This window comes from Bacillus cereus group sp. RP32 (assembly GCF_040459735.1).
GTDB classification, from domain to species: domain Bacteria; phylum Bacillota; class Bacilli; order Bacillales; family Bacillaceae_G; genus Bacillus_A; species Bacillus_A wiedmannii.
The window spans coordinates 3,137,966-3,150,950 of sequence record NZ_JARVHO010000001.1 but is presented as its reverse complement, the minus strand read 5'-3'; the positions used below and the strand labels follow the sequence as shown (position 1 = coordinate 3,150,950).

Below are 12,985 nucleotides of genomic sequence, written 5' to 3'. Positions count from 1 at the left end.
TGGAAGGAAGTGATTAGATGGCTATCCCATCTATTTCAGTATACAAAATGCCAGTTGAATCAGAACTACCAAAAAATAAAGTGAACTGGACACCAGATCCGAAGCGTGCGGTTCTTCTAATCCATGACATGCAAGAATATTTTCTTGATGCATATAGCGATAAAGAATCACCAAAAGTAGAACTCATTTCAAATATTAAGGTAATAAGAGAAAAATGTAAGGAACTTGGTATACCAGTTGTTTATACAGCGCAACCAGGTGGACAAACGTTAGAACAACGAGGATTATTACAAGACTTCTGGGGTGACGGTATTCCTGCTGGACCAGATAAAAAGAAAATTGTCGATGAACTTTCCCCTAATGAGGATGATATATTCTTAACAAAATGGAGATATAGTGCATTTAAAAAGACAAATCTATTAGAAATTTTAAATGAACAAGGAAGAGATCAACTCATTATTTGTGGTATTTATGCGCATATTGGCTGCCTTTTAACAGCTTGTGAAGCGTTTATGGATGGGATAGAGCCGTTCTTTGTAGCAGATGCAGTAGCGGATTTTTCATTAGAGCATCATAAGCAAGCATTGGAGTATGCGTCTAGTAGATGTGCAGTAACGACATCCACCCACTTACTGTTAAAAGATTTACAAAGTGTAAAAGGTGATAAGAGTGAAGGGATTACTTTACAGGAAGTACATGAACTAGTTGCACAATTACTTCGTGAACCAGTAGAAAGTATTGAGACTGATGAAGATTTATTAAATAGAGGACTTGATTCGGTCAGAATTATGAGTTTAGTAGAGAAGTGGCGTCGCGAAGGAAAAGAAATCACTTTTGCGGATTTAGCAGAGAACCCAACCGTTGTTGATTGGTACCGCTTATTATCTCCGCAAACAGAACATGTACTTTAATATAGACTACATAATAAAGGGGTAGTAAAGAATGCCTAATAGTCAAAAGGTTCGTCATTCATTATCATCTGCGCAGACTGGTATGTGGTTTGCGCAGCAATTAGATCCACGTAATCCGATTTATAATACTGGGGAATATGTAGAAATAAACGGAAATATTAATCAAGATATTTTTGAATTAGCAGTACGTAAAGTTGTAATGGAAGCAGAAGCGCTGCATGTTCGCTTCGAAGAGGATGAAATTGGTCCATGGCAAGTTATTGAAGAATTACAGTTTCAAATGCACTTTATTGACGTTCGTAAAGAAGAAAATCCTGAAGAAGCTGCTAAAGTATGGATGAAAAATGATTTATCTATGCCAGTCGATTTGAAAACAGATACATTATTTACTGAAGCACTTATTCAAGTTGAAAATAATCGTTTCTTTTGGTATCAGCGCATCCATCACATTGTGATGGATGGCTATGGATTTTCACTTCTTAGCCAAAAGGTAGCGAAAGAGTATACAACACTTATAGAAGAAACAAATAAGAAAGAGAAGCCATTTGGTTCTCTTTCAAAGATTGTACAAGAAGATATTGAATATCGTGAGTCGAAACAATTTCAGGAAGATCGTACTTTTTGGTTAGAGAAGTTTGCAGATGAACCAGAAGTTGTAAGCTTAGCAGAACGAGCGCCGAGAACATCAAATGGATTTTTACGAGAAACAGCTTATTTATCCAGTTCTAGCACGAAAACTTTACTAGAAGATATCAATATTTCTTTAACAAGTTGGCCAGAATTTATTGTCGCTGTAACAAGTATTTATATGCATAAGTTAACAGGTGCAAATGATATTGTTTTAGGCTTACCGATGATGGGGCGTCTCGGTTCTGCATCTATTCATACACCGAGTATGGTAATGAATTTAGTACCACTTCGTCTCACTGTAACTCCAAATATAACTATTACGGAATTAGTACAGCAAGTTTCTAAAGAAATTCGAGATGTACGTCGTCATCATAAATACCGTCATGAGGAATTAAGAAGAGACTTAAAGTTACTAGGTGAAAACCAAAGATTATTTGGACCGTTAGTGAATGTGATGCCTTTTGATTATGGACTTAATTTTGCTGGGAATCGCGGGATAACACATAATTTATCAGCAGGACCTGTCGATGATTTATCGATAAATGTTTATAAACGTTTCGATGAAAATGAGCTAATGATTCATTTTGATGCAAACCCAGAAGTATATAATGGTGCGGAACTAGCATTGCATAAAGAAAGATTTATGAATGTATTAGAATTAGTGATAAATGATTATGAAAAAGATGCGTCGATTGGAAGCATAAACATTACTCTTCCTAAAGAAAATCAAAAAGTTTTATTCGAATGGAATGAAACTAAAGAAGTTGAAGAGTTAATCTCTTTACCTATATTATTCGAAAAACAAGTACAAAAAAATCCAAATAAAATAGCAGTAACTTGTAACGGAATAAATCTTACGTATAAAGAGCTAAATGAACGAGCGAATGAACTAGCACACTATTTAGTAGAAGAAGGAATAGGGCCAAATCAGTTTGTAGCTTTAGTATTTTCAAGATCAACGGAAATGGTAGTTAGTATGCTAGCAGTTTTAAAGGCTGGTGCAGCGTATTTACCAATAGATCCAGAATATCCAGCCGAGCGAATAAGTTATATAGTAAATGATGCAAAACCAGCTTGTATTATAACGCATTCATCCGTTACATCAACTTTATTTATAGAAAATGATATGAAAAAAATTGAATTAGATCGTGAAGAAACAGAACAAGCGTTAAAAGCATATTCTTATATGAATCTACCATTTAGAAATGATGAATCACTTTTAAACCCAGCTTATACAATTTATACTTCAGGATCAACCGGCAATCCAAAAGGTGTAATTGTTCCTATGAAAGCTTTAAGTAACTTTTTATTGGCTATGGATGATATGTTTTCATTACATGAAAACGATCATTTATTAGCAGTTACAACATTTGCGTTTGATATTTCAGCTCTCGAAATTTATTTACCACTTATTAGTGGTGCAAGTTTAACAATCGCACAAAAAGAAGTAATTCAAGAACCTTCTGCGTTAACGGCATTGTTACAAAAAGAAAGAGTGACAATTATGCAAGCTACACCGACGCTTTGGCAGGCGTTAGTAACGGAATATCCAGAGAAGCTACAAGGACTAAATGTGCTCGTAGGTGGCGAATCACTTCCAGCCCATTTAGCAAAAACATTAAAAGAATTAGGTTGTACTATTACAAACTTATATGGACCAACTGAAACGACGATTTGGTCTACTGTCATGAACATCGATGAAAGAGAAAGTGGTATACCTCCTATCGGAAAGCCGATTTGTAGTACAGCTGTATATGTATTAGATGCAGGTTTACAACCAGTACCACCTGGAGTAATTGGTGAATTATATATTGCAGGGGAAGGGCTTGCAAGCGGATATTTAGGAAAAACAGAGTTAACGGCTGAACGTTTTGTTGCAAATCCTTATGGAGAACGAGGGCAGCGCATGTACCGTACAGGTGATCTAGTAAAATGGCGCAATGATGGTGTGTTAGAATATGTGAGCCGCGCAGATCATCAAATTAAAATTCGTGGTTTCCGAATTGAATTAGCTGAAATTGAAATGGTATTACAACGACATGAAAATATTAAGCAAGCAGTAGTAATGGTACGAGAAGACCGCCCAAATGATAAGCGAATCATTGCGTATATCGTTGCCGAAGAGAAGGAAACGATTAATCTTTCCGAAATTCGTTCTTATGTTTCAAAAAGTTTAGCGAATTATATGGTACCATCAGCGTTTGTGTTGTTAGAAGAATTACCATTAACACCAAATGGAAAAGTTGATAGAAAGAAATTACCAGCTCCTGATTTTAATGAAATGAATAAGGAGAGAGTTGCTAGAAATCCGAAAGAAGAAATATTATGTGATTTATTTGCAGAAGTACTTGGTATTTCTCGTATTAGCATTGATGATAATTTCTTTGAAATGGGAGGCCATTCGCTTCTTGCCTCTCGTTTAATGGCAAGAATTCGTGAAACGTTAAGTGTCGAATTAGGAATTGGAAAACTATTCGGATCGCCAACTGTTGCTGAACTAGCGAAGCAACTGGATGGAGCAAAAAATGCACGACCATCTATTCAGAAAGTAAGTAGACCAAGTGAAGTTCCACTTTCATTTGCACAGCGTAGGTTATGGTTCTTAAATTGTTTAGAAGGTCCAAGCCCTACATATAATATCCCGTTAGTCATTCGTTTGTATGGAAAGTTGAACGAGGAAGCATTGCAAGGTGCTTTTTATGATGTAGTCGAGAAACATGAAACACTGAGAACAATTTTCCCTAACGTATTAGGTAGTTCCTATCAGAAAATTTTAAATATGGAAAATATAAATCTAGCAATGATTAAAACAAAAACATGTAAAGAGGAATTAGAAAGTGTGCTTGCTGAGGCGGTAAGATATAGCTTTAACCTCGATGTTGAACCAGCAGTTCGTTTGCATCTATTTACAGTGAATGAAAATGAACATGTATTACTAATACTATTGCACCATATTGTAGGGGATGGCTGGTCATTACAACCGTTAACGAGAGATTTTACAACGGCATATAAAGCGCGATGTCAAGGTGAAAGAGCGCAGCTGGAGACACTTCCAGTTCAATACGCAGATTATGCACTTTGGCAACAGCAATTGTTAGGGGATGAAACTACAGAAAAGAGTCTCATTTCAACACAATTAGAGTTTTGGAAGAAAGAGCTAAAGGGGTTACCAGATCAATTGGAGTTACCTACAGATTACCAGCGTCCAATTGAAACGAGTTATCGAGGAGAAACAATTCATTTTCAAATAGATGCGGGTATGCATAGTAGGTTAGTAGAACTTGCACGGAAAAACGGAGTTAGTTTGTTTATGGTGTTGCAAGCAGGACTTAGTGCGCTATTTACAAGATTAGGTGCAGGTACTGACATACCAATCGGTAGTCCGATTGCTGGAAGGAACGATGATGCACTCTCTGACATAGTCGGTTTATTTGTAAATACATTAGTGTTGCGTACAAATACATCAGGAGATCCAAGTTTTAAAGAATTATTGAATAGAGTGAAGCAAGTAAATCTTGCAGCTTATGAAAATCAAGATGTGCCATTTGAACGACTTGTTGAAGTGTTAAACCCAGTACGTACTCGAAATAGTCATCCGCTGTTTCAAGTTATGTTAGCTTTCCAAAATACGCCAGAAGCAACCTTTGATGCTCCTGATATAGAAGCGAACCTTGAAATTCAAAGCGTCGGCTCTGCAAAATTTGATCTAACATTTGAAATTAGCGAGAGTAACGGCGTTGATGGTACTCCAAACGGCTTACACGGATTATTAGAGTTTAGTACTGATTTATATAAACGTGAAACGGTGCAAAAATTAATAGAACGATACATTTTGTTATTAGATGATGCGGTAGAGAATCCGGATCAATCAATTGGTAGATTAGAAATTTTAACGTTAGCAGAGAAAAATACAGTGTTAGAAAAGTGGAATGGTGGTTTTCAAATTGTACCAGAAATGACATTATCACAATTATTTGAAAAGCAGGCTCATATAAATCCAAATGCTATTGCTGTCGTCTTTGAAGATAAAAAGTTAACTTATGAAGAGTTAAATAAAAAAGCGAATAAAATAGCTCGTTTGTTAATAGCAAAAGGAATTGGTCCTGATCAACTCGTTGCTTTAGCAATGCCGAGATCTTTAAATATGGTTGTGAGTTTACTCGCGGTTCTTAAAGCAGGAGCAGGTTATCTTCCATTAGATCCAGATTACCCGTCTGATCGTATTTCATTTATGCTCCACGATGCGAAACCATCATGTGTTTTAACAAATTCAGATGTGGAAGTTGAATGTGATGAGAAACTAAAAATTTTAGTTGATGATGAAAAAGTAATAAAAGAAATTGAGAAATATAGTGAAGATAATATTGAGGAAATGGAGCGTGTGAAGCCGTTAACTCCATCACATGTTGCTTACGTTATTTATACGTCAGGCTCAACAGGTAGACCGAAAGGCGTTATGATACCTCATCAAAACGTAGTAAGACTTTTAGGAGCAACTGATCATTGGTTCCAATTTGACGCGAACGATGTGTGGACGATGTTCCATTCCTATGCTTTTGATTTCTCAGTTTGGGAAATTTGGGGACCTTTATTATATGGAGGGCGTCTAGTCGTAGTACCACATACTGTAAGTCGTTCGCCGAAAGAATTTTTACAACTTCTTGTTAAAGAAAAGGTTACTGTTTTAAACCAAACTCCATCAGCGTTCTATCAATTGATGCAAGCAGATCGTGAAAATGAAGAGATTGGCCAAAAATTATCTTTACGATATGTTGTTTTTGGAGGAGAAGCACTTGAGCTAAGTCGATTAGAAGATTGGTATAGTCGACATTCTCATAACGCACCAAAACTTATTAATATGTACGGTATTACGGAGACGACAGTACATGTTAGTTATATTGAATTAGATGAAACAATCGTCTCTTTACGCGCGAATAGTTTAATTGGTTGCAGTATACCAGATCTTAAAGTATACGTATTAGACAACTACTTACAACCAGTGCCACCTGGAGTAGTTGGAGAAATGTATGTTGCAGGTGCAGGGCTTGCTCGTGGGTATTTAGGAAGAGCAGGATTAACAGCTGAGCGCTTTATCGCAGATCCATTTGGTAAGCCTAGTACAAGAATGTATCGTACAGGAGACTTAGCGCGTTGGCGTAAAGATGGGACGCTAGATTATATAGGGCGTGCAGATCACCAAATAAAAATTCGTGGATTCCGAATTGAATTAGGGGAAATAGAAGCGGTCATAATGAAACACTCTAAAGTTCAGCAAGTAGCCGTTATTGTACGGGAAGATCAACCAGGGGATAAACGGTTAGTTTCTTATATCGTCGCATCTAATAATGAAATGATTGATACGAATGAAATGCGTCAGTATGCTGGATGTAGTTTACCAGATTACATGGTTCCGTATGCTTTTGTAGTAGTAAATGAGTTACCTTTAACTCCAAACGGTAAATTAGATAGAAAGGCATTGCCAGTTCCAGAATTTATTGCATCATCTTCTAGTCGTGGACCAAGAACACCGCAAGAAGAAATGTTATGTGACTTATTTACAGAGATTTTAAGTGTACCTCAAATTGGAATTGATGACGGATTCTTTGATTTAGGTGGTCATTCACTTCTTGCGGTGCAGCTTATGAGCCGAATTAAAGAAGCACTTGGAGTGGAATTAAATATTGGAACTTTATTTGCAGCACCAACCGTTGCGGGATTAGCTGAAAGACTTGAGGTGGGAAATGGACAAAGTGCACTTGATGTGTTGCTTCCATTACGAGCAAGCGGAGACCAATTACCACTATTTTGTGTACATCCAGCAGGTGGATTAAGTTGGTGCTATGCCGGACTTATGAAATCTTTAGGAACAGATTATCCAATCTACGGTGTCCAAGCACGTGGAATCGCTAAAAATGAAGAACTTCCAAAAAGTTTGGAGGAAATGGCGAAGGATTATTTAAAACACGTTCGTGAAGTACAGCCCCACGGACCATATCGTTTACTTGGCTGGTCGCTCGGGGGAAATGTTGTTCATGCAATGGCGTCGCAACTACAAAATGAAGGAGAAGAAGTAGAATTACTCGTTATGCTGGATTCTTATCCAGGTCATTTCTTACCGAATACGGAAGCACCTACTGAAGAAGAAGCGTTAATCGCATTACTTGCTTTAGGTGGATATGATCCAGATAACATGGATGGTAAACCACTTACGATGGAAAGTGCAGTAGAAATACTCCGTAAAGATGGAAGTGCATTAGCAAGTCTTGAAGAAGAGACGATTTTAAATTTGAAAGAAACGTATGTAAATTCGGTAGGGTTGTTAGGGAAATATGTACCGAAAGTTTATAACGGAGATATATTATTCTTTAGATCTACTGTTATACCAGAATGGTTTGATCCTATTTCTCCAAATACGTGGTTAAATTATTTAGACGGGGAAATAGTGCAACACGATATTGATTGTAGACATAAAGATTTATGTCAGCCAGGTCCGCTTACAGAAATTGGACAAGTATTAGCGAAATATTTGCAGAATAAGAAAGGGGTAAGTACAGTATGACGAATCCGTTTGAAAATGATAACTACACATATAAAGTATTAAAAAATGAGGAGGGCCAGTATTCTCTCTGGCCTGTCTTTCTTGATGTACCTATTGGATGGAATATCGTACATGAAGAAGCTAGTAGGCATGATTGCTTACAATATGTTGAGAATAACTGGACAGATTTGAATCCAAAAAGTAATCAAGTTGGCGAAAAAATATTAGTAGGAAAACGATAATGAAGGCAAAAATAAATCCAAAAGTAGTTGTAAGTGTCGTATATATAACAGCGATGTTTATGGCTGCGATGGATGCAACGATTGTGAATGTAGCACTCCAAACGATAAGTAAAGAATTACAAGTGCCTCCATCTGCAATGGGGACGGTTAATGTTGGGTATTTAGTTAGCTTAGCTGTTTTCCTTCCTATTTCTGGTTGGTTAGGAGATCGCTTCGGTACGAAAAGGGTATTTCTAACCGCTCTTTTCGTATTTACAACTGCGTCTGTATTATGTGGAATAGCGAACGATATTACTTCATTGAATATTTTTCGTATCATTCAAGGTGCTGGTGGGGGGCTTTTAACACCAGTTGGGATGGCGATGTTATTCCGAACATTTTCACCAGAGGAAAGGCCGAAAATTTCACGGTTTATTGTGTTACCAATTGCTGTGGCACCAGCTATCGGACCAATTATTGGCGGTTTCTTTGTAGATCAAATGTCTTGGCGCTGGGCATTTTATATTAATTTACCGTTTGGAATCGTAGCGTTACTATTCGGTCTACTATTTTTAAAAGAGCATATTGAAAAATCAGCTGGTCGCTTTGATTCTCTCGGTTTTATTCTTTCAGCACCAGGATTCGCGATGCTTATCTATGCACTTAGTCAAGGGCCGTCAAAAGGCTGGGGTTCTTCAGAGATTATAAGTACTGGAATAGCTGGGATTGTATTCATTACATTGTTTATCATTGTAGAACTTAGAGTAAAGCAACCGATGTTAGATTTACGCTTATTAAAAGAACCAGTCTTTAGAAAAATGAGTCTTATTTCATTGTTTTCATCCGCTGGTTTACTAGGAATGTTATTTGTTTTTCCACTTATGTATCAAAATGTAATAGGAGTTTCCGCATTGGAATCAGGTCTTACGACATTCCCAGAGGCGATTGGGTTAATGATATCGTCACAGATTGTGCCATGGTCATATAAGAAACTAGGAGCTCGAAAGGTAATTTCTATTGGATTAATTTGTACAGCGATTATCTTTGTTTTATTAAGTTTTGTAAATCACGATACGAACCCATGGCAAATTCGGGCATTATTGTTTGGTATCGGTATTTTCTTAGGTCAGTCTGTCGGAGCAGTTCAATTTTCTGCATTTAACAATATCGCACCACCTTCTATGGGGAGAGCGACTACTATATTCAATGTGCAAAACAGATTAGGTTCAGCGATAGGAGTTGCAGTTTTAGCTAGTTTACTGGATGGTTTTGGAAATAATAGTGTGCAAAATAATGCTCAGTCAGATTTCTTACCATATCAAGCTGCATTAATTGGATCAGCAATGTTTTTACTCGTAGCATTACTATTTTCTTTACGTATTTCTAATAAAGAGGTAATGTCAAAGAAGAAGAAAAAGCGGTTACCTATATTACAAAAAGAGAAAGAAGTTGTAAACGAATAAATTATAGCATGATAATATTCATTTGAAATAAAGTAATATTGGTATTTAGAAGGAGAGAGTTTACATGATAGAGAGTAAAGTTGTAGATTCTGTACCAACTCTTAATGAGAATGATTGTCAAATATGGTGGGCAAGAATTTCAGATTTACAATCATCGCATTACAATTTACTAAATGACGTTGAACGAGAGAAAGCAAATTCATATCATCAATCGGCAGATCGTGCACGATTTATAATAGGTTGTGTAATTAGTAGATTAGTTCTTGGAAAGATCCTTTCTATGTCGCCAGTTCAAGTACCGATTGATCGAATGTGCCCAGTATGTAAGTTACAACATGGTAGACCACAATTACCAGAAGGAATGCCGCAAATATCTGTTTCACATTCGGGTGAGTGGGTTGTTGTTGCATTTACAAAGTCTGCACCTGTAGGCGTGGATGTTGAACAAATGAATCCAAATGTAGATGTTATGAAAATGGCAGAAGGCGTATTAACAGACATTGAAATAGCGCAAGTTATGAAATTACCTAATGAACAGAAAATAGAAGGTTTTTTAACATACTGGACTCGAAAAGAAGCAGTACTAAAAGCGACAGGTGAAGGACTAATGATTCCGCCAGTACATATTACTGTATCGGCTCCAAATGATCCTCCAAATTTGTTAGTTTTTAAGGATAGGCAAGAGTTAGTAGAAAATACAATGATGGAAGATATAAGGCCGAGTGTAGATTATATGGCTTCAATTGCAATATTTAGTAAAGAAGTAACTGAAATTACACAGTTAGACGCAGTAGCGCTTTTAAATTATAAATAAGTTAAATAAAAAATCTTATAGAAGAGGTGTTCCTCATGTTAGTAGCGGAAAATAGAACAAATGAATTCATTTATAATGTACAAGCAATTAAAAATATTTTATTTTCTGGAGATACATCATCTATTCATGCTTTAGAAAAGCTTTTGAATGATACAGTTCAGTTTGATGTTCTCGAACAAGAGGTACTGGATAGACAATACATCCCGAAAGAAGCAAAGAATTTCTTTGATAAAAACGGAACATTTCTTTACCGTGTATCCAATGTTAGTTATAAAGGAAAAGTGTTATCTGAGAATCTAATTTTTGCGGACACTTCGTTTTTACCAAATACACTTAAGAGTGAATTAGAGAGTGGAAATATTCCAGTTGAAAAACTTATAGAAAAGATGGAAGTAAGAAGAAACGTATTATACGAAGGATATCAGCCATCTGGAAATATTATTGAATTGTTTGATGGATGCTCTGTTACGGCGAATGTGTATCCAACTAGAAAATATCAAATTGTAAGTAACTGCAAATGCATATTTTATATTTGTGAAGTATATCATGCTGAGAATATAAAAAATCTGCTTAAATAGAAAATAAGAAACCAGCCATTTTATAGGCTGGTTTCTTATTTATTTCACAGCTTCTTTTAACTCTTTACCAGCTTTAAATGCTGGAACTTTACCAGCAGCGATTTGAATTTCTTCGCCAGTTTGTGGATTACGTCCTGTACGAGCAGATCTTTCGCGCACTTCAAAAGTTCCAAAGCCGATTAATTGAACTTTATCGCCAGATTGTAATGCAGTAGCAATTGTGTCAAATACGGATTGTACCGCTGCAGAAGCTTCCTTTTGAGAAATATCAGCGGATTGTGCCACGTTTTTAACTAATTCTGTTTTGTTCATGTTTTCACCTCATAAAAAGTTTTTTAGAATGAATGTTTTAGTATAATGGATAGTATAGAGAAAGCTATTTATATGGTTAGAAAGAATACTATATAGTTATGTTAATTTCGTTGTAAGAGACTGAATCCCTGCTAATAATTAGGGATTAATTAAGAATTGATGTATAGAAAATGCTGTAATATGAGGATGAGGGGGAGTATATGAATGATTTTTCGTAAAAAAAATGAGAATGAAAGTATATTAATTCGTCAACATGATCATGGTTTTTTAGCTGGAGAGATTGCAAAGCATATAAAAGAAGATTTTTTTGAAGATGAAACATACTTAAAAGAGACAATTGATGCAATATATGAGCATGATAGAGGATGGATAGAACTTGATAAAGTACCAATTTTGAATGATGCTAAAAATATTCCATATACATTTATGGATTGTCCAAGTTCATTGCGTTTTGTTTTTTATACGACTGGTTTGAATGAAATTGAAGATTCAAATCCATACGGAGCATTACTTTGTAGTAAACATTTTTTATCATTTTCATTAAATGACGAAGACGAAGAAATGATGTCTTTTTATAATCATGAATTGGAACGACAAAAAAGAATTTTGAAAACGTTAACAAAAGAACAATTTGCGATGTTCGATAAACATTATAGATTATTAAAGTTTTGCGATGAACTTTCTTTATATGTGTGTATGAATAAACCTGGTGTAGAAAAGACAGATGAAATTGATTTGTTTAAAGATGGTTTTGAAGGAACGGAAATGTTTAATAGTAAGGTGGAGAAACCTATTCAAGCCGAATGGGTGGACGAGGAAACAATTCGGATTACACCGTTTCCATTTCAAACAGAATTTCATACGTATGTAAAATATAAAACAATAAATAAACGTGAAATTGAAAAAAAAGGGATTGCAAAAGCTGATAGAGAATCGGAAATAGAGAAACAAAACATTCGTTTCGTACAATAAGGAGGCGATTTAGATTGAAAGAGTACATGTTAAAACAGTTTGATTACCATGATTGGGCTAATACACGATTATTCAATCGATTAAAAGAGTTACCAAGCTATGAGACAATCTTTAGCGAAAAGATACAGAGTGTATTTCCATCAATTAAGGATACTTTTGCGCATATTTATATTACAGATCAAGTGTGGTTACACATATTGCATGGTAAAAGTATGAATGAAGCAATACAAGACCGAGAAAATTTACGAAAACAAATCGAAACTAAATCGTTATATGAATTAGAAAAAATGTTTAAAAACATGGCAAATCAATATAAAGACTTTTTAATTACAATACAAGACGTGAATGCTGTATTTGTTATCGAGAATCCATATGCAGGGAAATTAGAAACTTCAATTTTAGAGTTAGTACAACATGTCGTAAATCATGGTACATATCATAGAGGAAATATAACAGCGATGATCCGTCAACTTGGTCATTCGTCGACAATGATGGATTTTGTACTGTATTTACATATGGTGCAGAAAGAGAGGGAGTAATATAGTT

9 protein-coding genes are annotated in these 12,985 nt (G+C 35.7%); 8 read left to right on the top strand and 1 reads right to left on the bottom strand.

All coding sequences use genetic code 11. The annotated features are described in order from the left end of the window. Positions 1-17 precede the first annotated feature (17 nt). From QCI46_RS16215 to QCI46_RS16190, 6 genes are all read left to right on the top strand, one after another. Positions 18-911, top strand: coding sequence for an isochorismatase family protein (locus tag QCI46_RS16215; protein ID WP_353840882.1), 894 nt, complete (start codon positions 18-20; stop codon positions 909-911). A gap of 31 nt (positions 912-942) precedes the next feature. Continuing rightward, positions 943-8,100, top strand: a complete 7,158-nt coding sequence (locus QCI46_RS16210; RefSeq protein WP_353840881.1) for an amino acid adenylation domain-containing protein — start codon at positions 943-945, stop codon at positions 8,098-8,100. Continuing rightward, on the top strand, positions 8,097-8,321 hold the full coding sequence (locus QCI46_RS16205) for an MbtH family protein (protein WP_078419882.1): 225 nt from the start codon (positions 8,097-8,099) through the stop codon (positions 8,319-8,321). The genes QCI46_RS16210 and QCI46_RS16205 overlap by 4 nt, the downstream gene beginning before the upstream one ends. Beyond that, positions 8,321-9,763, top strand: a complete 1,443-nt coding sequence (locus QCI46_RS16200) for an MDR family MFS transporter (protein ID WP_353840880.1) — start codon at positions 8,321-8,323, stop codon at positions 9,761-9,763. The genes QCI46_RS16205 and QCI46_RS16200 overlap by 1 nt, the downstream gene beginning before the upstream one ends. 64 nt (positions 9,764-9,827) lie before the next feature. Further along, positions 9,828-10,577: a 4'-phosphopantetheinyl transferase Sfp gene (sfp, locus tag QCI46_RS16195; protein ID WP_353840879.1), complete on the top strand. Its 750-nt coding sequence runs from the start codon at positions 9,828-9,830 to the stop codon at positions 10,575-10,577. Positions 10,578-10,612: 35 nt separating this feature from the next. Further along, on the top strand, positions 10,613-11,155 hold the full coding sequence (locus tag QCI46_RS16190) for a cold-shock protein (RefSeq protein ID WP_353840878.1): 543 nt from the start codon (positions 10,613-10,615) through the stop codon (positions 11,153-11,155). A gap of 39 nt (positions 11,156-11,194) precedes the next feature. Here the strand turns inward: QCI46_RS16190 and QCI46_RS16185 are convergent, their stop codons facing one another. Further along, a complete protein-coding gene (locus QCI46_RS16185; RefSeq protein WP_001043960.1) occupies positions 11,195-11,467 on the bottom strand; it encodes an HU family DNA-binding protein in 273 nt (90 codons plus the stop codon). 204 nt (positions 11,468-11,671) lie between these two features. Here QCI46_RS16185 and QCI46_RS16180 point away from each other — a divergent pair, with 204 nt between their 5' ends. After that, positions 11,672-12,439 (top strand): DUF3891 family protein, encoded by a 768-nt coding sequence (locus QCI46_RS16180; protein ID WP_353840877.1) that lies wholly within the window; start codon positions 11,672-11,674, stop codon positions 12,437-12,439. 14 nt (positions 12,440-12,453) lie between these two features. Further along, positions 12,454-12,978 (top strand): DinB family protein, encoded by a 525-nt coding sequence (locus QCI46_RS16175; protein WP_172552931.1) that lies wholly within the window; start codon positions 12,454-12,456, stop codon positions 12,976-12,978. Positions 12,979-12,985: the final 7 nt, after the last annotated feature.